Source organism: Nostoc parmelioides FACHB-3921 (genome assembly GCF_014696625.1).
GTDB classification, from domain to species: Bacteria; Cyanobacteriota; Cyanobacteriia; order Cyanobacteriales; family Nostocaceae; genus Trichormus; species Trichormus parmelioides.
The window spans coordinates 51211-71848 of sequence record NZ_JACJQL010000031.1; the positions used below are offsets into that span (position 1 = coordinate 51211).

Below are 20638 nucleotides of genomic sequence, written 5' to 3' on the forward strand. Positions count from 1 at the left end.
ACTACTCAATTAATTTAGCAAGAAAGGTAGAAAGTACCCTGCTAAATTCACCCCTAAACCCCTACACCCCTAAACCCAGTCTCAACAGAAAATCTGGGTAGGTAAGTAATTAATAATCTGGAAAATTATAAATATTGAACGCAGTGTGGAAAAATTGCACTAAAATCACTACGACGGTGGTCTTTTGTGTGAGGGGTGAACAGTTTGATGTCAAATGCTGCAATTACAGTTGAGGCTAAAATAAATCCACTTCGCAAGACCTCTAGGCTAACCACAAAAGGAGATTAGAGCGTAAATATATGTTTTTACTGTTAAGCCGGGTACTGCTGTGGCTACTGATTGGGATTATTGTCTATTCCCTGTTTCAGAGAGTTTATCCTTCCAGTACTTTTGTTGGGCGAATAATCTTAGTTATTATCTTGGTTGTCTTAGCTTTGTCATTCATTAATCCGAATGAACCAGCTGTGCGATCGCTATGGGATTTAGTATCTTTTCCCCTTAAACCCTTGGGGGGATCACTTTTACTGCTGATTTTCGCTGCCCAAAGAATTAAAGGTGGTGGTATAGAAAAGCCAGGAGGATATCTTGCCGGTTGGGCATTGACGATTCTACTGTTGTCAAGTATGCCATTCATCAACAAGTTGCTAGGAGGAACCCTAGCTACTACATCTGCTTCTCTACCATCACAAACCCTAGTAGCCTTGCAGCAATCAAACAGTAACATGGCTGATGTTGGTAGTAATATCTTATACAATACAAATTTAGGGCAGACAACAGTAGCTCTCAACTCGTTAAATTCAGAAATTCCCTCCTATTTGTTACAGACTCCTGCCCCTGTAGCAAATCGGACAGGTTTAACTGTGAGTGACTTTGTACCTAGTGCAGACACTCTGCAACAAACAACAAGATTTTGGGAAAGTTATCTTAATCAGATTTATTTTTTCTTACGTGGTCGTCAAGCATAAGGGTAAAATAAGTATCTTGAAAAAGAGAACAGGGGCTAGGGACTAGCAAATAGTAGAGGAGCAGGGGAGCAGGGGAGCAGAGGAGCAGAGGTGAAGAAATTTTTACTCGGCACTCTCCACTCAACATTCTCCACTCACTAGTCCCCAATTCCCAGTCACCAAACCCCAGTCCCCCAATTCATGACAAAATCTCGACGAATTACTAAACTTGCTGCTTATCTGCGTCCCCATTGGCCGGAAGCAGCATTGGGCATCCTGGCTTTGTTGTCTGTCAATGGGCTGGGTGTTTATATCCCTTGGTTAATAAGAGCTTGCGTTGACCTACTTTCTAGCAACTTTAGCTGGAACCAAATATTACGTTACGTAGTAATTATTATCTTGCTTAGTTCCGCCATGTTGCTCATCCGTATGGCTTCGCGGATTTGGTTATTTGGAGTGGGCAGGCAAGTAGAATTTGACCTGAAACAACGGATTTTTGAACATTTACTCAAGCTAGAACCAGCTTATTTTGCTACTAATACAATTGGTGATTTGATTAGCAGAGCGACCAGTGATGTAGATAATGTCAGGCGCTTATTAGGTTTTGCGGTCTTAAGTTTGGCCAACACCCTATTTGCTTACGTCCTCACTTTACCTGTCATGCTGAGAATTAGTGTCGATTTGACACTCGCAGCTTTGGCAATTTATCCCTTAATGTTTGTTTTAGTCAACTTATTTAGTAATCGTTTACGTCAAGAACAGGCAAAAGTACAAGAACAACTCTCTGACATTAGTGAGTTGATCCAAGAAGATATTAGTGGCATTGCTTTAATTAAAATTTACGCCCAAGAAGAAAATGAGCGTCGCGCTTTTGCCCAACAAAATCAAAAGTTATTAAGTGCTAACTTGGAACTAGCCAAAAGCCGCAATATTCTGTTTCCTTTAATTGGTGGTTTAGCCAGTCTGAGTTCACTTGTAGTTATTTGGTTGGGAACATCACGCATTGCCGAGGGAACCTTAGCTGTTGGCGATTTTTTGGCGCTTCTCATATACATAGAACGTCTAGTCTTTCCCACAGCCCTATTAGGCTTTACGATTTCTGCTTACCAACGGGGTGAGGTGAGTGTAGACCGTTTGGAAGCTATCCTCAGCGTAGAAGCTAAAATTCAAGATGCTGATGCAGCTATACATTTAGAGTTATCTCAGGTAAAAGGGGAATTAACTGCCAAAAACCTCTGTTACACTTATCCGGGCGTGGAAACTCCGGCTTTGGACAAAGTCAATTTTACTATTGCTCCAGGGGAAACTGTGGCGATTGTCGGAGCCATCGGTTCTGGTAAGTCTACGTTAGCTAATACCTTGCCCAGACTATTGGAAGTTGCGCCAGGACAATTGTTTTTAGATGGGCAGGATATTACTCAGATAGCTTTGAGTGATTTACGTAGTGCGATCGCTTATGTTCCTCAAGATAGCTTTTTATTTAGTACTACAATTAAGAACAATATCCGCTATAGCGATCCTGTCAGTCCCCCAGAAAATGTAGAGTACGTTGCTAAACTAGCTCAAATCCATCCCGAAATTATTAATTTTCCCCAACAGTATGAAACTATCGTGGGAGAACGTGGTATTACCCTTTCTGGTGGTCAAAGGCAACGTACTGCACTAGCTAGAGCAATGTTAGTTAATGCTTCAGTCTTGATCTTGGATGATGCCCTTTCTAGTGTGGATAATCAAACAGCTACACAAATTCTCAATAATCTCTCCAGTGGTACTGAACGTAAGACTGTAGTTTTCATCACCCATCAACTTTCGGCGGCGGCGGCGGCAGACCGGATTTTTGTCATGGATAAAGGGCAAATTGTACAGGTGGGTAATCACTTGGAACTGTTACAGCAAGCGGGTCTTTACCGGAAACTGTGGAGCCAGCATCAAGTGGCAGAATTACTAAGTTAGTGATTTCTCTGTAGCATCTTTATTTACAAAATTTTATACTTGGTATGTGAATTATTGTAGCGAAGCATACCTTGGCGATATTTAATGTTACATTTTATACAAAATATTTTTGCTGATAATTTATTTATTCCCCATGGCCATTGCTACCTGTGGCAACCTGGATTGGTTTGGTTACATTTACTTTCAGATTTCCTCATCGCTGTTGCCTATTATTCCATCCCCATCACCCTGGTTTATTTTGTTCGGAAGCGACAAGATTTGCCTTTTAAATGGATATTCCTACTATTTGGGGCTTTCATTGTCTCCTGCGCTACGTCCCATGTAATGGAAATCTGGACACTTTGGCATCCCACTTATTGGTTGTCTGGCTTAATGAAGGCAATCACTGCTTTTATCTCCATATATACAGCCATTGTCCTCATACCCATTGTTCCTCAATTATTAGCTTTACCCAGCCCTGCACAATTAGAAGCTGCTAACGACCAACTCAAAACCGAAATCATCGAGCGCAAAACAGCAGAAGCAGCTCTTTTACAAATTAAAGCAGACTTAGAGAATAGAGTTGAGGAGCGCACCAATCAGTTACAGCAAAGTATGTTGGCATCTTTGGCTACAGCTGCTAAAGCTAAAGACCAAGCAGAAAAACTGCAAGTCGCTTTGAACGATTTGGCTAACGCTCAAGTCCAACTGATTCAAACAGAAAAAATGTCTTCTTTGGGTCAATTAGTAGCAGGTATTGCCCATGAAATTAATAACCCAGTTAATTTCATTTACGGTAATATTCATTACATCTATGAATATACCAAATCTTTCTGGCAATTAATTATTCTTTATCAGCAAAACTACCCTGAACCTGTTTGGGAAATTGCAGCTTATACAGAAGAAATTGATCTGGATTTTGTCCAGGATGATTTTGAAAAAATTTTAGCCTCTATCAAGACTGGAGCCGAACGCATTCGGGAAATAGTTTTATCTTTACGCAATTTCTCTCGCTTGGATGAAGCGGAAATTAAACAAGTAGATATTCATGAAGGTATTGATAATACAATATTGCTCCTAAAAAATCGTTTAAAAGGTCAGGGCAAACATCCAGATATTGAAGTTGTTAAAAAATACAATAACCTACCTCTAATCGAGTGCTATCCTGGTCAACTGAATCAAGTATTTATGAATATCCTGACCAATGCTATTGACGCAGCCAAGGAATCAGTGAAAAATCCTTTAATTCGGATTCAGACTGAGGCTATAGGTAACGATCAAGTGATGATTCAGATTTCTGATAACGGTTGTGGAATGACGGAAGAAGTAAGGAATAAAATTTTTGATCCTTTCTTCACAACTAAGCCTATTGGTTCAGGTACTGGTTTAGGGATGTCGATTAGCTATCAGATTATAGATAAGCATGGTGGAACGCTAAAGTGTGTTTCTGCTCTCAATGAAGGTACTGAGTTTATCATTTACATCCCAACTCGCCTAAAGTCTTCTATATAATAATCCAGTTTAAGTTGTTAGTTGTTAATCGAAGAGATATTGTGTATTAATTTTGCCTCCTGTTACTCTACCTCTGTTTTTAAATATCTGTTAGTTATTTTGATTGCCAGGGAAGTATAAGGTATCAAAAAACTACTTGTGCATCTTTATGTTAACTAGATCCAAATCTACTGCTGTCATGAAGTTACAGCATCGTTACCTGGGAGCGATCGCAGCTTTAATACTCATTAGTTTGTTAAGCTCTGTAAGTGGATTATCTCTGCAATATCAGATAACTAATAGCTGGGATGGTTTTTTATGGGGTGTGGCTGATCCGGTGCTGCACCTCGACAGTTTAGCAAGAATCTTAGGCATTGGTTTAATCTCAACAGGCATTGTTCATGGTTCATTCGTCACCATGTCTTTTGTCTTCGCATCCTTACTGGGCGTACTTACACATTTATCGACGTTCCATTTACCAGGTGCAGAGATAGCGATCGCTATTTTTACTATTGGCTTTGGTACTATCTTAGTGATGCCCCATCAACCTAACTGGCTGGTTGTAGTGATTTTAGGTGCGATCGCTGGTCTGTTGCAAGGCTACGTTTCTGGACAAGCTATCAACGGGATTGATATCATCTCCCTGCTTGCCTATACCTTAGGCTTCAGTTTAACTCAGTATGCAATCGCCACTAGCACCAGACGAATGGTTAGGGATAGCCTATCCACAATTATCCGTTTTGCGGGTTTCACTTTTATAGCGATCGGTTTTGTATTCTCCGGTAACTTACTCAATTTCTTAGGTAGTGCTAATTTTTGAAATATCTCACAGGGTGAAATCTTCGCACCCCTATAAGTCCATCAATAAGCTAATGCGCGCCCAAATTACATAAATACTAATAAGGGCTGTTAACTGTTGACTGTTAACGGTCAACAGTCAACAAACCTTATGATGGATTATGCAGCTTCAAAGCAAAATAGCTTATTAAAGTTTAAAGAAATTGGATTATATGTCACCATTACTCTGTTAAGATTCACGGTTGGGGTATTCGCTATCAGTCTTGGCGCTACTGCCCATACCACCCCTCAAATCTTTGTCCGTCCGCCTAAGACTGATACCGCTACTGGTGACAGGCCGATGTTATATCTGGAGTTCTATGTCTTTTTCTCATCTCGGCTTGTCCAATGAAATTATCCGTGCTGTCTCTGAGTTGGGGTACACCAAACCTACACCTATCCAGATGCAATCCATTCCTGCTGTTTTGTCGGGACGTGACTTGCTAGCTGGCGCTCAAACTGGAACTGGGAAAACTGCCAGCTTTACCCTCCCCCTGCTACATTTATTATCCCAAGATAGTCTTAAAAGCGCCTCCAATGCTTCCTCCCCCATTCGGGCGCTGATTCTCACCCCGACTCGTGAACTCGCCGCACAGGTGGAGTCAAGTGTGCGTGACTACGGCAAATACTTGAACCTGAACTCAATGGTGATGTTCGGTGGAGTCAGTATTAATCCCCAAAAACAGCGTTTAAAGGGTCGCGTGGATATTCTGGTTGCTACCCCAGGGCGACTCCTAGACCATGTGCAGCAGGGAACGGTAAACCTTTCACAAATTGAGATTCTGGTGCTGGATGAAGCCGACCGGATGTTGGATATGGGCTTTATTCGTGATATCCGTCGTATCCTCTCTTTGCTGCCCAAACAGCGACAAAATTTGCTATTCTTCGCTACATTCTCAGACAAAATCAAGGAACTAGCCGCCGGTCTGTTAAATCGTCCCCAGATGATTGAAGTAGCACGCCGTAACGTTACCGCCGATACGGTGACACAAAAAGTCTACAAAATAGAGCGCGACAGGAAACGAGATTTACTTGCTCACCTGATTCGGAAAGATAATTGGTATCAAGTACTAGTATTTACTCGCACCAAGTATGGTGCTGACCGTCTGGTGAAACAATTGGGACATGAGCGCATTCAAGCTCTAGCTATCCACGGCAATAAGAGCCAGTCGGCGCGTACCCATGCTCTGGCAAAGTTCAAAAATGGTAGTTTACAAGTTTTAGTAGCAACTGATATCGCCGCACGGGGACTCGATATCAGCGAATTGCCTTATGTGGTCAATTTCGATTTGCCCTATGTACCAGAAGATTATGTTCATCGCATTGGTCGCACTGGTCGCGCTGGTGCATCAGGTGAGGCTGTATCTTTGGTGAGCGCTGATGAATATCATTTGTTGGCAGATATTGAAAAACTGATCGAAAAACGATTGCCTTTTGAATTGGTAGCGGGTATTGGAGCCAATTCCCAAACTAAACCTGAATCAAGCCAGGATGAACGCAAGCAAAAACCCAAAGATAGTAAGCATCAGCCCCGCGCTACTGCTCAAGCTGTGCCAAAGAAATCAGGGAAAAAACGTTTAACTAATTCTGGAAAAAGGTAAATAGACATCATTCAGTACCCATAAAAGCAAAGATGAAAAACACCGCCCACAAGGAGGCGGTGTTTTCGGTAATAGGTAATGGGTAATTGATGTTAATCTGAGCGATCGCTTTAGAAGGCTCCAACTCTAGCGACAATAACGTAAATTGTTTTACCAATCAGTAGCAGATCATATAGAGGATGCCAATTATTTTGATATTGCAAATCCAAATCTACTATCTGTTCAAAGTCTTTGACATGAGAGCGTCCGTTAACTTGCCATTCGCCAGTTAAACCAGGTTTGACGTTTAATCTTTGCCAGTGGCGATCGTTATATTTGGCTACTTCATCAGCAGTAGGTGGGCGTGTTCCGACTAAACTCATGTCACCCATGAGGACGTTCCAGAATTGGGGTAGTTCATCTAAGCTAGTACTACGCAATAAACGCCCCACTTTAGTTACACGAAAATCGTTTTTATTTTTAAATATCAGTCCGTCTGCTTCGTTATCTACTAAGGTTTTCAGTCTCTCCGCGTCATTCACCATCGAGCGAAACTTCCAAATCTGGAAGGGACGACCCCGAAGACCATAGCGCTCTTGAGAAAAGAAAATTGGGCCTGGACTATCGAGCTTGATGGCGATCGCAATTGGTAAGAATGCGATCGCTAAAATTCCCAATCCCACTAAGCTGCCTAAAATATCTAAACAACGTTTGAATTTAGATTGCACTGAGGGATGCGGCATAAGCCCAAACTCCCAATCCTTATAAGTAGTACCTTGCAAGACGCTTTGTAATTGTGTTTGATACATGGTACGTTTTCTAGCCGAATGTCTAACAAGAAGGGTAAGAACACTGAGTCGCACTCAAAATATAAACGCATCTTCATCAAACACTCGGACATTTTACGGTATATTTACGTAATCTTCATCAACGTTCTGGGGATCATGAAGTTTTATAAATTTAAAATAAAGAGAAATAAATATTTCATGAGGAGGATAGTTAAAAAACAATAATATGTATGAGAAATATTTATAGGCGCAAAGAATCTTACCAGGCGATCGTGTAAGCTAAAAAGCTCAACTTCATCTGATAAAAATTAAGTCCAAATAAACATCCCTAAGCAAGGATTCTCTTCCCCAAACCAAAAGCAGGTGACAGATGCCAGGTAAATTAATTAAACTAGCTCAACTATCATTAAAGTTGCAAAAATGCTTCTACCATTTGCCAGAAGCAGCTATCAATAAAATCATCAATAGTAGGAAAAGAGCATTTATATAGAGTTGTACTTATTGGATTAGATGACTTAATTATTAATATCAATACATTATTAAAATTCTTTCTTATAATCGGGGTAGTCAAGAAATGGTTGCATCTGGAATTGAAGTAAAAGTTAGTCGTCTAGAGTCCATTGTTGAGCAAATAGGGGAAGCAGTATTATCTACGACTGAAACCATTGAACGTCTCGCAGAAAGAGTGGAAAATCTGAGTTGCCAAGTAGAAGCACAAGGAAAGCAATTACAGCAACAGGGGTATCAAATTTTTGCATTGTGTGATGCAGTACAAAGCCTCGCTGAATCTCAAGATGATTCCTTACAAAAGCTCACACAACTAACACAAACTTTAGATAGACTTACTTCTTTAATTCAAGGAGAAGATGAAGAGATTTGAGGAATCATGCTGAATTTTTACAGAAGTAATATAAATTTAGAAACAGAAAATATTTTGTCTCTAAATTTATATTTATAGCCGTAGCCAGATAAATTAGGACATCAAGCCAAGATCAAACCCTGACAACACAAGACTTTTAAGTCTGTCAACAGTCAACTGTCAACAGCCATATAACAAATTTTAGCGTTGCAGATTTGTGGAATAAATAAAAAAGTATCCAAAATGTAGAGTGCGTCAGTGCTATAGCAATTAAATATACTCAGAAATTATTCACACTGAAGCACCCTACCAAACCATCAATTTTGGATAATTTATCTTTTGGTGTTGTCCAAGTCTTAGTTATTTAGTGAAAATTAGCATTATGTCGCACTAAATTCATAAACTCTTCACGAGTGCGAGCATCTTCCGCAAATACACCACGCATTGCACTAGTGACAGTCCAAGAACCAGGCTTTTGTACACCACGCATCACCATGCACATATGAGTTGCTTCTACTACCACTGCTACCCCTTGAGGTTTGAGTAACCCTTGCAGTGCATCAGCAATTTGTAGTGTCAGACGTTCCTGTACTTGTAAACGCCGAGCATACATCTCACAAACTCGCGCAATTTTAGATAACCCTATTACCTTACCATTGGGAATATAGGCAACATGAGCGCGACCAATAATTGGTAAAATATGATGTTCGCAAGAACTGAAAATGTCGATATCCCGAATCAATACCATTTCATTGGCATCTTCTGTAAATACTGCACCATTTAACAGTTCATCTAAGGATTCGTTATATCCCTTAGTTAAAAACTGCAAAGCTTTTACCACTCGCTTAGGGGTATCTAGCAAACCTTCACGGTCAGGATTTTCCCCTAATCCAATTAGTAAAGTACGCACAGCCTGTACCATTTCTGCCTCTGTGACAGTTGGTGTTTGTTGAGTAGATAAAGACGACACCATCTGAGCAGCAGAAACTGTATCGGGACGAATCGATAAAGTCATGTTATTTCGTTTATTTGGTAGAGATTGTGAGTTAGTTAATAGTTAGAGATTGACAAAAATCTATTAACCGAGTCGTTTGATTGCTTAACACTTCTTAATCATAACAAACAATTGTTAAGTTGTGTATAAATTTGATTAGTATCTAATTTTCTACCAATAAAAACTAATTGGTTCTTCGGTAAACTATGCCATTCATCAGCGTGTAAGTTATAACGAAGCCCACTCAGTTGAAATATATGGCGTAACTCACTATCACTAAACCACAAAATACCCTTAGCTCGGAACACATTCTGCGGCATTTGTTCTGTGAGAAAATTCTCAAATTTATGAATATCAAACGGTCTATCAGACTGAAAAGATACCGAAACAAATCCATCATTATCTAAATGATGAGAGTGGTGTTCATGATGATGGTGATGCTCGTGATGGTCATGGTCATGGTCGTGGTCATGGCTATGATGCTCATGATTATGTTTATGAGTATCTTCTGTATCATCAGTAGTATAGTCATCTTGTGGGGTTAACCCAACACCTAAAATTAAGGGTAAAGCCACCTCACCATATTTGGTATGTAATATTCTTGCACTATCTTTGACAGTTTGGATATAGTCTTCTAATTCTTGAATTTTTTCTGAAGTAGCCAAGTCTGTTTTATTCAGAAGAATAATGTCTGCATAAGTAAGTTGTTTTAAAGCAGCTTCACTCTCGAAATGATTTGGTTCAAAGGCTTCCGCATCTACGACTGTCAAAATTGAGTCGAGGTTGGTCAAATCCCGAAGCTCTGTACCTAAAAAGGTTAAAATGATGGGCAATGGGTCAGCAACACCAGTAGTTTCAATAACTAAATAATCGATGCGTTCTTCTCGTTCCAAAACCCGATAAACAGCATCAACTAAACCATCATTGATAGTGCAGCATATACAGCCATTGCTTAGTTCGACCATATCTTGGTCTACAGACACTAACAACTGGCTATCAATATTAATATCGCCGAACTCATTGACAAGAACAGCTACTTTTAAATCATGCTTATTTTTAAGAATTTGATTGAGTAGAGTTGTTTTACCACTACCTAAAAAGCCAGTAATGATTGTAACTGGCATTCCTCGTTTGGGAATTTCCGGAATTATGTTTGTTGTTTCTGTGGTCAGGGTATTCATAGGGTGATGAGATGTTTGTGAACTATAAAATCAATGATGCTGTTGAATAATTGAGCCATATCTGTATATTCAATTTCAGCAATTGGCTTGTGGATTTTGTATTTGTAAATTACTTCTTGGCAATTATAGTTTCTCGCAAGCGATTTGTCAGATCATTTAAATCAATCGCTCCCAAATCACCATTTGCTCTAGTTCTTACACTCAAAGTTTGATTTTCCACTTCTTTTTTACCTACGACACCAACCACGGGAATTTTTTCTAACTCTGCTGTACGAATCTGCTTTCCTAAACGCTCACCACTGACATCTATTTCTACTCTAAATCCAGCTTCCTGCAAAGCGATGGCAACGGATTCTGTATATGTTCTTACATCATCACTCACAGGTAATAATCTTATCTGCACTGGTGCTAACCATAAAGGAAAATCACCTGCATAATTCTCAATTAAGATGCCGAAAAACCTTTCCAAAGAACCAAAAATTGCACGATGAATCATAATTGGTCTTTGGCGACTACCATCAGCAGCAATGTATTCCATATCGAAACGTTCAGGTAAATTAAAATCTACCTGAATAGTGGAACATTGCCAGAGACGGCCAATAGCATCTTGAATTTTGATATCAATTTTAGGGCCATAAAAAGCACCACCGCCTTCATCAACAACATAATTCCAACCTTTAGCATCCAAGGCTTGTCTTAAGGCTGATGTGGCTAGTTCCCAAACTTCATCAGTTCCTACTGATTTATCAGGACGGGTTGAAAGATTCACTTCATAATTTTTAAAACCAAAATCTGACAAAATATGTTCCGTGAGATTTAAAACTCCTAAAATTTCATCAGCGATTTGATGAGGTAAACAAAAAATATGAGCATCATCTTGGGTAAATCCTCTGACCCTCATCAAACCATGTAGCGCCCCTGAACGTTCATAACGATAAACAGTGCCTAATTCAGCCCATCGTAAAGGTAATTCTCGATAAGAATGTAACTGATGTTTATAAGTGAGTACATGAAAGGGACAATTCATGGGCTTGATTTGATAAGCCTGATTTTCCACTTCCATCGAGTCAAACATATTCTCTTGATAGAAGTCAAAATGACCGGATGTTTTCCATAAATCGAGGTTGGCTACATGAGGTGTGTAGAGTAATTGATAGCCAGATTCTAGATGGGATTTTCGCCAATAATCTTCAATGATGTAGCGAATACTCGCGCCTTTGGGATGCCAAAAAACTAAACCACCACCAGCTTCCTCTTGAATACTAAATAAGTTTAGCTCTTGACCCAACTTTCTATGGTCGCGGCGTAAAGCTTCTTCTCTTTGTTTGAGGTAAGCCTCTAGTTCTGCCTTTGTTTTCCAAGCTGTACCGTAAATGCGTTGTAGTTGGGGCTTGCTTTCATCGCCTTGCCAATATGCACCGGCAATGTTTAATAGTTGAAAACTATTGGGGTCAATTTCACCAGTAAAATTAATATGCGGCCCGGCACACAAGTCCCACCAATAGTTAGTGGCTGGTTTGACATCTGCAACAAACAAGGAAGATTCTGGTGTACTGGTGTCGGGGCTACCAATAAAGTAGCGGGTAATAGTTGCTTCTGGGGGGATACGGTCTAAGATTTCTAACTTGTAAGGTTCGTTTAACTGAGCGATTTCGGTGCGTATTTCTTCTCGCTGCACCTCTTCGCGGATTATTGGCAGGTTGGCTTTGATGATGCGCCGCATTTCTGCTTCAATTTTGCCCAAGTCATCGGGAGTGATGCTGATTGGACAATCGAAGTCGTAATAAAATCCGTTGTCTGTCACTGGGCCAGTTGCTACTTTTGTCCCTAGAAATAACTTCTGTACTGCCATTGCCATGATGTGGGCGCAGGTGTGACGAATCCGCACAAGTTGCTCGCTGTTGTGCTGGTCTAAGTCTCTCTGGGACTGGGTTAAGGAACTGACCATATTAATAAATAATGAGAATCGTTATCATGTTAGCGCAAAAAGGGGCGGATTGGGAATGACTATAAAAACGTCAAAGTTATGATTTCTTTGACCCCTACACCCCCTCAACTTTCAGCTGGCTTGTACTCCGGTGATGCTGGGGGAAAAAGCTATGCTTGGTTTAGCTATGGCTGGGACGATTTTTTCACAGGCTATTCTTGCGCCTGATAAGTTGCGTGCTGTTGGCCCTACTTGTAAAGCTGCCAAACCGCCCATGATGAATAATTCACAACCAGGCCAACGTAGACAAGTATCTAAAACTGGTAAACCTTTAACTATGGGAATGGGGTAAGCGGCGAGAACATCTTTTAATAAGGGTTCATGGGTGACATCAAATTTAGTACCTGTGGAAAGCCAAATATAATCACATTCATGGTGACTACCATCACTACATTCGACTTGCCAATTTTTGCCGAGCCATTGGGCTTTGAGTATTTGACAGTTTTCGTCAATTTTGATGTTACCACTACGGACTTGTCGTCTTATTTGGGTGGCGATCGCCGGAGTCATAGAACCACCATTTCTAGCTTGCTGAATCGTCTTCCAGCGTTGCTCCCAATCAGATTGAGCAAAAAAGTCCTTAAGATACTTTGGCCCCAACCATCCTGGTTCTGCATCGAATAACTTTTCTGTTAACTGTCGGCGAATCATTAAATGAACCTTCGCACCACGAGAAATCGCACCCACAGCCAAATGTCCACTAGTTAACCCACCACCCACAATCAAAATTCTCTTCCCCATTAACGACAATTTTCGTAAATCAATGGTTTGTGAGTGGCAAATTCTCTCTTGTGGGTATGGTGTCTGAATTTCGTTTACCCAAGTAGGTATTTGACGTTGAGCGCTACCCGTAGCCAACACCACCCTTCTTGCTGTTACTTTTTGCCCATCTTGTAAAGTGAGGCAAAATTGGGGACGCAGATGATGAGGAATGGGTTCAATTTTGGTCACTGCTAAAGGAATTACTCGCTCTTGTAACTGCCAAACTCGAACTACGTCTTGGCAAAAATCATCGAATAATTGTGTCCCTGGTAAATCATAGGGGGGAAATAATTCATGAAAACGAGATTCAGCGAATTTCCGTAAAGCAAAGGGGTTGGGGTCTGGATGATGAACTGCGGGCGATCGCAAATGGGGAATTTCCAAAGCTGCAAATTGCTGATTCCAGCCACTCATCCATTTACCACTGGGGTCAAATACCAGAAATTTACCCCTCAGAGACTGCCGTTTTTGCAGTAGATGGGTAGTCAAAGTTAGACCATGAGGCCCTGCGCCAACAATAGCTAAGTCGGTTTTTTTGGTCATTTGATTCGTTGTTAGTTGTCCGTTGTTAGTTGCCCCCTTGCCCCTCTGCCCCCCACGTCTAAAGCAACATCAGTGCTACTTCTTTGGCAAAGTAGGTGAGAATTAAATCTGCGCCGGCGCGTTTCATGCTGGTTAAAGATTCCAAAATCACTTGTTTTTCATTAATCCAACCCATCTGAGCCGCAGCTTTGATCATGGCGTATTCGCCACTGACGTTGTAGGCTGCAACTGGTAGCTGGGTAGCTTGCCGGACTTGATGAATGATATCTAGGTAAGCTAGGGCAGGTTTTACCATAACAATATCTGCACCTTCGGCAATATCTAGTTCTACTTCTTTAATTGCTTCTTTGGCGTTGGCTGCATCCATTTGATAGGTTTTTTTGTCGCCAAATTTGGGGGCAGAATCTAACGCATCTCGAAAGGGGCCGTAATAGGCGGAGGCGTATTTAGCGGAGTATGCCAAAATCCCTACATTGATGTAGCCTTCTGCATCTAAGGCTTGACGGATTGCGCCAATTCTGCCGTCCATCATGTCGGAAGGGGCGACAAAATCTGTACCGGCGGCGGCTTGGGAAAGTGCCATTTTCACCAACACTTCCACTGTGGGGTCATTTAAGATTGTGCCGTTTTCATCGACTAAACCATCGTGTCCGTGTGTGGTGAAGGGGTCAAGGGCTACGTCGGTGATGACAACAATGCCGGGAACTGTTTGTTTAATGGCTTTGACTGTTTGCTGTACTAACCCATCTGGATTGTAGCTTTCTGCACCGATGTCATCTTTCTTATTTTCGGAGATGACAGGGAAAAGTGCGATCGCCGGAATCCCTAGCTGTGATACTTCGGCTATTTCTTTGAGCAACAAATCTAAGGAATAGCGATAACATCCTGGCATGGAAGTAATTTCTACTTTCTGCCCCTCTCCTTCCATGACAAACATCGGATAAATCAAATCATCCACTGTCAGGGTAGTTTCCCGCACCATCCGCCTCAGTGTTGCAGTCCGACGCAACCGACGGGGGCGTTGCAGCAGGTTCAATGGTTTGGCGGTAGATGAATTTTCAACTGACATAAGACTTCACAAGATTGATAACCATTATCATAATGGAAGCCGTTCATTTTGTGTTGTAGGAACGCTCAGATCCCCGACTTTTTTAAAAAGTCGGGGATCTATGAACTCGTGCTTATGCTAAAGGCAAACAAAATCGGAAAGTGCTGCCAATACCTAGTTCACTATCTAAGTGAATTTCGCCACCTTGTAGTTCTACTAGGTGTTTAGTGATAGTTAAGCCAATACCTGTGCCACCGGAGTGGCGATCGCGCGATTGATCTGCTCGCCAAAAACGCTCAAATACATGGGGTATATCCTCTGAAGCAATACCAATCCCTGTATCAATCACAGCAATCCAGAGTTGCCTGTTTTCAGTCCATGTACGGATAGTAATTGAACCTTTAACGGTATAACGGATGGCGTTACCTAATAGATTTACTAATATTTGTTCTGTGCGATCGATATCTGCTAATACAAGGGGCATTTGGGGTGTAAATTCTGCAAGTAATACTGGCCCATCCTCTAACAATTGATCGCTAAATCTTTCAACTAAAGACTCTAATAAAGGATATAAATTTATTGGTTGTATTCTAATCGGTAAATAACCAGCTTCTGCCTTCGATAATTCTTGTAAATCGTTGACCAAACGTTCTAAACGTCTAGTTTCTTTTGCTAAACGCCGATAAACCTCTGGGGACGGTTCAATTTCACCATCAGCGAGTTCTTCTAAATAACCACGCACCACTGTTAACGGTGTGCGTAGTTCATGAGTCATATCTCCTATGAGTTCCCGTCGGCGTGCTTCCACCCCTTCCAAACTTGCAGCCATGCGGTTAAAACTCGTACCCAAGCGATTGAGTTCGGGGATGTCAGACAAAGGTAGTCGCGCTTGTAGATGACCAGCAGCAAACTGTTGAGTGATTTGTTCCATCTCAGTTAATCGCTGCATAATCCGTTTAGAAACCCAGTAACTCAAGCCTCCCGCAGCCGTACTACCGACTAAAACTGACCAAATAGTACTACTGCGCCAAGCTATCTCAAACCCTTGGACTAAATCTGCACGAACATTGATTAAATTTACCCCTTCACTTTCCAATCTTTCTAAGTGCAGGACAAAAAAGCGTGGCGACGAAACTCTACTGATAATCACCAGACTAATTAATCCCACTATCATTACCACTAAATGGGAGACAAACAAGCGGGATGCTAAAGGTAGGGATTTTGTCCAACGCCAACCTTTATTTATCATGATGAAATTGCAGGAGAGTCTTCAAATTTATAACCAACGCCAACGACAGTTTTAATAAAACTAGGATTGGTGGGATCAGGCTCAATTTTTTTTCTGAGCCTAGCTACATGAGTATCCACAACACGCTCATCACCAAAAAAATTATCTCCCCATAATTTGTCGATTAGTTGGGTACGGTTCCACACTCGCCCAGGATTGCTGACGAAAGTGCTTAATAAATTAAATTCTAAAGTAGTTAAATCTAAAGCTTCTGGTTGATGGGCATCTGTTTGACGACTAGCAGTCCGTTGGTCTAAATCTACTATAAAGTGTTGAGTCCGATTTACCTGAGCTTGTCCCCCTTGACGTAGGCTGCGCCGTAAAAGCGCCCGCACACGCGCCACCAACTCTCTAGGGCTGAAGGGTTTGACCATATAGTCATCAGCACCAGTAGACAAGCCAATTACCCGGTCTATTTCCTCACCTTTAGCTGTGAGCATTAGTATATATGGGTCTTTTGCCCCAGGTTTCTGGCGAATTCTCGCGCAAACTTCCAACCCATCCAGCCCAGGAATCATCAGGTCTAGGATGATTAAATCCGGTGATTGTTCTTGAAATATTCGTAAAGCATTGATGCCATCGCGGCTTGTCCGACAGGAAAAGCCCTCTTTTTCTAAGGAATGCTGAATTAACTGAGCAATTTCTGATTCATCCTCAACAATTAGAATGTCCATTTTGATGTAAGATATGCAGCGTAATTTCTAGGCTTGTTATTTTATTCCAGCAACTGCAAGAGTTCCGATAGTAATTAATTTAACACTTACGCTTTTAGTTGTGCTTGAGCTAGATATAGCTTTTAGGTTATTAAAGAAAAGTATATGTAGGGTGGGCAATGCCGACCCTACGTATATTTCACAAATCGAATATTACTTTTATAGGTTTTAGGTTATTAAAACTGATTAACAGTTCGCAAACATTAAAAAAGAAAGGAATGTCAAGTGAATCCTTTCTCAATAGGTTGGTAGGGTGCGTCAGTTTGAGAAAACCTAACTACACCCAGAGGTTATTTATACTGACGCACCCTACATTTTAGATATTTTTTATCTAAAGATTAGAATTAGATAGCGTCCGATAGCCATATCCTAGATGGGAATCTTTTTGGATATATTGTTTAATGCTGTCGAGGTCAATAAAGTAGTCGGCAACATCAATTAAACAGTCGTTAGTCATGGTTCGTAAACTGACGACTTCTACACGAACTCCGGTACTGCTGACTGCGTTGACTGCGTATGCTAAATCACCATCACCGCTCACTAAGACGGCTGTATCATAATGTGGTGCTAAAGTGATCATGTCTACAGCAATTTCTACGTTTAAATTTGGTTTTTTGTTGTTATCTGTAACTTGGAGTTCTTTGGTGACAACACGATAACCGTTACGGCGCATCCAAAATAGAAAACCTTGTTGCTTATCATTGGTGCGTTGACGTGTAGGAGTTGGTCGAGACATATCAACTCCGGTGTAGAAAAATGCCCGTAATAATCTAGAACCCGCAGTTAAACGACAAAGTAATTTGAGGTAATCGATTTCGATACCGAGTTGTAAAGCGGCTTGAAATAGATTAGCACCATCGATGAAAATAGCTACTCGACCTCGATTTAAGTCATTAGTAATAGATACATCATTTCTAGGTTCTCGCTGCCTAGAAACTTCATTTTTGCTACCATTTTTTATCTGTATTTTGGTCGGTAAATGCGGTTCTTCCGCTTGGTGGTGATATGAATTTTTTCCTTTCGTAAAACTGGAGTTAGTCATTGAGTCCTCTGGATTTTAAATCTGGCGAAGCGTTTGAGGCAATAGACAATAGACCATCTGTGCTGATAAATCAGCAAAACAATAAATGATATTCAGTCACTTGAAATACACTCAAATTGGTCTAACTGTGTAGATTTCAAAGTTTAACGACCCAGAGTATTAAACTCTTTTCAGGAAAAGTTTTACGAGATATCCCCTCTGCCTATAGATATGCTGTTCATCTCTTACCACTACAGCACATCAACTTGCCATAAAAGGCAAGCGATTGAGAGGGAGAATAGTTTGCTGTGATGGTCAACCAAAGCATAAGTCATTGGCATCTCTTCTTATTGTATATCTGACTTGAAAAAGAGTTACATTAAAGTAATATGTACATATTCATGTTGATTCACTGACAAAAATAAATTACTATTTAATCTTTAGTAATGTACAATGTATTATTAAAGTTTCTAATTTAATTTAGAGAATATCTTGGTAATGTTGGTGAAAAAATATTAGGTATTTAGTACCTTTTTAGTAATAATTATGGAGTTTAAATATTCAGTGATTATGTACGGTTCATTATAGGGTATGGTTAAGATTAATTTAATACTAGTATTCTGATTTTTGTACTGCTAATTACAAATCAACTTAACCTTCCTTGCGCCTTCAGATGGAGGGAAGATATGTAATTTCAAAGTTAAATTTAAATTACAGACTAGTCCACAATCAGATGTCTTTGCTAATCACCTCTGAGGTATAAAATCCAGAGGTGATTTTTTTGAGATTAGGTAATTATTTTTTTATTACTAATTACCAATTACCAATTACCAATTACCAATAAGTTATTGTGTTGTTGCTGCCCCTAATTGGAGTGCGTAAAGATTAGCGTAAATACCTTGCTGGCTGACAAGTTCTGCGTGAGTACCCCGTTCTACAATTTGCCCTTGTTGAATGACTAATACTTGATTAGCTTGGGTAACGGTGCTGAGGCGGTGGGCAATGACAAAACTGGTGCGACCTTGTAATAAACGGGCGATCGCATCCTGTACTAACGCTTCTGTTCGGGTATCTATACTACTGGTTGCCTCGTCAAGAATCAAGATGCGGGGGTTAATTAATACGGCACGAGCAATACTAATCAGTTGTCTTTGTCCTTGGCTGAGAGGCGCGCCCCGTTCACCCAATTTAGTTGTGTAACCTTGTGGTAGTGAAGTGATGAACTCATGGACATTTGCCATTTGTGCTGCCGCTTCAATTTCGGCTTGAGTGGCATAAGGAGCGCCAAAAGCAATATTTTCGGCAACAGTACCGCTAAACAAAATATTATCTTGTAGGACAATGCCAATCTGACGGCGGAGACTGGCTTGGGTCACACTACGTACATCAACGCCATCAATTTTTACTGCACCGTCGGACACATCATAGAAACGCAAGATCAAGTTAATAATTGTTGTTTTGCCTGAGCCTGTTGCCCCTACTAATGCCACCATTTGTCCTGGATTAGCCTGTAAATTTACGCCTTTGAGGACTAGTTGTTCTGGGTTATAACCAAACTTGACGTTCTCAAATGTCACCTCGCCTTGAATAGGAGGCATTGGGGTGGCGTTGGGTGCGTCGTTCAGTTGGGATGGTTCATCTAGTAAGAGGAAAATACGCTCTAATCCGGCAAAGGCAGATTGAGCTTGGGTGTAAAACTGACTGAGGATTTGGATGGGGCGGAAGAATTGCTGGACGTAAAGTAAAAATGATGTCACTACTCCCACGGTGGCTGCACCTGTGACAGCAAGATAACCACCATAGGCAAGGACACCTGCTGTAGCTAAGGTGTTGAGAAAATCAATTGAAGGTAAAAATGCTGCCGTAATAGCTACGGCTTCGACGTTGGCATCCCGATTAGCAGCGTTGAGAACGTCAAATTCTGCGATGTTGAGATGTACCCGGTTAAAGGCTTGGGCTTCTCGCACACTGCCAATATCTTCTTCTAATTTGGCGGAAAGTTCCCCAATTGTTTGTCTGGTGACGCGGAATTTAGTCCTAGCCCACCGTGCAAATAAGCTGGTGGTAAAAATCATCAGAGGGACAACTAAGTTACTTAACAACCCAAGTTGTAAGTTAATTGAAAGCATAGCAATGACAATACCTACCAAACTGAAGGTATTACCTAGCATTTGTGCCACTGTTTGCCCAAAGGCTTGATTAACAGTGTTGACATCATTTAGCAGACGACTCATTAAATCGCCGGCTTCACTGCGGTCAAAAAAACTGAGTGGCAAACTCTGAATTTTAGTAAAAATATCTTGCCTCAACTGAGCCAGTAATCGCTGCATAATCCAGCCGACGCGAATAACTTGCCCACGGATTGCCCAGATACCAAAACTATAATTTAGCCCTAATAATACTAATAACAGTAGCAATCCTTGTAAATTGCCTTTGGCTATGAGGTTATCTACTGACCAACCCAGTAAAAACGGCCCGATCGCCTGGGTGGCAGCGCCAGTTAATACTAAACTCAAAGCAATGGGAACTTCTTTGCGAAAGGGTCGCAGGTATTGTAAAAAGCGCCGTAAGGTAGAAATTTGCTTGCTGGCTGGTTGCTCAGATGCAATAACTGGGGCGGGAGTTCTCATAGGAGTAATGAGTAATGAGTAATAAGTTAGGAGTTAGGAG

General features: G+C 41.0%; 16 protein-coding genes. 6 read left to right on the forward strand and 10 right to left on the reverse strand.

All coding sequences use genetic code 11. The features are described from left to right. The first annotated feature begins 299 nt into the window (after positions 1-299). The 5 genes from fraI to H6G14_RS19500 all read left to right on the forward strand — a co-directional run bounded on the left by fraI (position 300) and on the right by H6G14_RS19500 (position 6805). Positions 300-965, forward strand: coding sequence for a septal nanopore formation protein FraI (gene fraI / locus H6G14_RS19480; RefSeq protein WP_190568967.1), 666 nt, complete (start codon positions 300-302; stop codon positions 963-965). Positions 966-1145: 180 nt separating this feature from the next. Beyond that, the gene (locus H6G14_RS19485) at positions 1146-2897 is read left to right on the forward strand and encodes an ABC transporter ATP-binding protein (protein WP_190568968.1); all 1752 of its coding nucleotides are present in this window, start codon (positions 1146-1148) and stop codon (positions 2895-2897) included. Positions 2898-2981: 84 nt separating this feature from the next. Then, entirely contained in the window at positions 2982-4388 is a 1407-nt protein-coding gene (locus H6G14_RS19490; RefSeq protein ID WP_190568969.1) for a sensor histidine kinase, read from the forward strand. Positions 4389-4536: 148 nt separating this feature from the next. Beyond that, a complete protein-coding gene (locus tag H6G14_RS19495) occupies positions 4537-5187 on the forward strand; it encodes a HupE/UreJ family protein (RefSeq protein ID WP_190568970.1) in 651 nt (216 codons plus the stop codon). Between the two features lie 337 nt (positions 5188-5524). After that, positions 5525-6805, forward strand: coding sequence for a DEAD/DEAH box helicase (locus H6G14_RS19500; RefSeq protein WP_190568971.1), 1281 nt, complete (start codon positions 5525-5527; stop codon positions 6803-6805). A gap of 110 nt (positions 6806-6915) precedes the next feature. Here H6G14_RS19500 and H6G14_RS19505 read toward each other — a convergent pair whose 3' ends face one another. Continuing rightward, the gene (locus tag H6G14_RS19505) at positions 6916-7593 is read right to left on the reverse strand and encodes a sugar transferase (protein WP_190568972.1); all 678 of its coding nucleotides are present in this window, start codon (positions 7591-7593) and stop codon (positions 6916-6918) included. Positions 7594-8146: 553 nt separating this feature from the next. Here H6G14_RS19505 and H6G14_RS19510 point away from each other — a divergent pair. Further along, a complete protein-coding gene (locus H6G14_RS19510) occupies positions 8147-8452 on the forward strand; it encodes a hypothetical protein (RefSeq protein WP_190568973.1) in 306 nt (101 codons plus the stop codon). A 343-nt stretch (positions 8453-8795) separates the two neighbouring features. On the opposite strand, the gene folE is transcribed toward H6G14_RS19510, so the two are convergent. The 9 genes from folE to H6G14_RS19555 all read right to left on the reverse strand — a co-directional run bounded on the left by folE (position 8796) and on the right by H6G14_RS19555 (position 20598). Next, entirely contained in the window at positions 8796-9446 is a 651-nt protein-coding gene (folE, locus tag H6G14_RS19515; protein ID WP_011318743.1) for a GTP cyclohydrolase I FolE, read from the reverse strand. Positions 9447-9544: 98 nt separating this feature from the next. Beyond that, positions 9545-10606, reverse strand: a complete 1062-nt coding sequence (locus H6G14_RS19520) for a CobW family GTP-binding protein (RefSeq protein ID WP_190568974.1) — start codon at positions 10604-10606, stop codon at positions 9545-9547. Positions 10607-10715: 109 nt separating this feature from the next. Beyond that, positions 10716-12554 carry a threonine--tRNA ligase gene (gene thrS / locus H6G14_RS19525; RefSeq protein WP_190568975.1) on the reverse strand — a complete coding sequence of 613 codons (1839 nt, stop codon included), beginning with the start codon at positions 12552-12554 and terminating at the stop codon, positions 10716-10718. Positions 12555-12665: 111 nt separating this feature from the next. Beyond that, the gene (locus tag H6G14_RS19530; protein ID WP_190568976.1) at positions 12666-13898 is read right to left on the reverse strand and encodes an FAD-dependent oxidoreductase; all 1233 of its coding nucleotides are present in this window, start codon (positions 13896-13898) and stop codon (positions 12666-12668) included. A gap of 58 nt (positions 13899-13956) precedes the next feature. Then, positions 13957-14967: a porphobilinogen synthase gene (gene hemB, locus H6G14_RS19535; RefSeq protein ID WP_190568977.1), complete on the reverse strand. Its 1011-nt coding sequence runs from the start codon at positions 14965-14967 to the stop codon at positions 13957-13959. A gap of 112 nt (positions 14968-15079) precedes the next feature. Continuing rightward, the gene (locus H6G14_RS19540; protein ID WP_190568978.1) at positions 15080-16195 is read right to left on the reverse strand and encodes a sensor histidine kinase; all 1116 of its coding nucleotides are present in this window, start codon (positions 16193-16195) and stop codon (positions 15080-15082) included. Continuing rightward, complete coding sequence (locus tag H6G14_RS19545; protein ID WP_190568979.1) at positions 16192-16908, reverse strand: response regulator transcription factor; 717 nt, start codon at positions 16906-16908, stop codon at positions 16192-16194. Before H6G14_RS19545 ends, H6G14_RS19540 begins: the two co-directional genes overlap by 4 nt. Before the next feature lie 370 nt (positions 16909-17278). Next, positions 17279-17989, reverse strand: coding sequence for a LabA-like NYN domain-containing protein (locus H6G14_RS19550; RefSeq protein WP_190568980.1), 711 nt, complete (start codon positions 17987-17989; stop codon positions 17279-17281). A gap of 824 nt (positions 17990-18813) precedes the next feature. Further along, entirely contained in the window at positions 18814-20598 is a 1785-nt protein-coding gene (locus H6G14_RS19555) for an ABC transporter ATP-binding protein (RefSeq protein WP_190568981.1), read from the reverse strand. Positions 20599-20638: the final 40 nt, after the last annotated feature.

Coding starts and splice junctions, on each gene's coding strand:
- H6G14_RS19530 (WP_190568976.1), bottom strand. CDS start 13,898: ATGACCAAAAAAACCGACTTAGCTATTGTTGGCGCAGGGCCTCATGGT.
- H6G14_RS19510 (WP_190568973.1), top strand. CDS start 8,147: ATGGTTGCATCTGGAATTGAAGTAAAAGTTAGTCGTCTAGAGTCCATT.
- fraI (WP_190568967.1), top strand. CDS start 300: ATGTTTTTACTGTTAAGCCGGGTACTGCTGTGGCTACTGATTGGGATT.
- H6G14_RS19495 (WP_190568970.1), top strand. CDS start 4,537: ATGTTAACTAGATCCAAATCTACTGCTGTCATGAAGTTACAGCATCGT.
- H6G14_RS19540 (WP_190568978.1), bottom strand. CDS start 16,195: ATGATAAATAAAGGTTGGCGTTGGACAAAATCCCTACCTTTAGCATCC.
- H6G14_RS19555 (WP_190568981.1), bottom strand. CDS start 20,598: ATGAGAACTCCCGCCCCAGTTATTGCATCTGAGCAACCAGCCAGCAAG.
- H6G14_RS19520 (WP_190568974.1), bottom strand. CDS start 10,606: ATGAATACCCTGACCACAGAAACAACAAACATAATTCCGGAAATTCCC.
- folE (WP_011318743.1), bottom strand. CDS start 9,446: ATGACTTTATCGATTCGTCCCGATACAGTTTCTGCTGCTCAGATGGTG.
- H6G14_RS19490 (WP_190568969.1), top strand. CDS start 2,982: ATGTTACATTTTATACAAAATATTTTTGCTGATAATTTATTTATTCCC.
- thrS (WP_190568975.1), bottom strand. CDS start 12,554: ATGGTCAGTTCCTTAACCCAGTCCCAGAGAGACTTAGACCAGCACAAC.
- H6G14_RS19505 (WP_190568972.1), bottom strand. CDS start 7,593: ATGTATCAAACACAATTACAAAGCGTCTTGCAAGGTACTACTTATAAG.
- H6G14_RS19485 (WP_190568968.1), top strand. CDS start 1,146: ATGACAAAATCTCGACGAATTACTAAACTTGCTGCTTATCTGCGTCCC.
- H6G14_RS19500 (WP_190568971.1), top strand. CDS start 5,525: ATGTCTTTTTCTCATCTCGGCTTGTCCAATGAAATTATCCGTGCTGTC.
- H6G14_RS19545 (WP_190568979.1), bottom strand. CDS start 16,908: ATGGACATTCTAATTGTTGAGGATGAATCAGAAATTGCTCAGTTAATT.
- H6G14_RS19550 (WP_190568980.1), bottom strand. CDS start 17,989: ATGACTAACTCCAGTTTTACGAAAGGAAAAAATTCATATCACCACCAA.
- hemB (WP_190568977.1), bottom strand. CDS start 14,967: ATGTCAGTTGAAAATTCATCTACCGCCAAACCATTGAACCTGCTGCAA.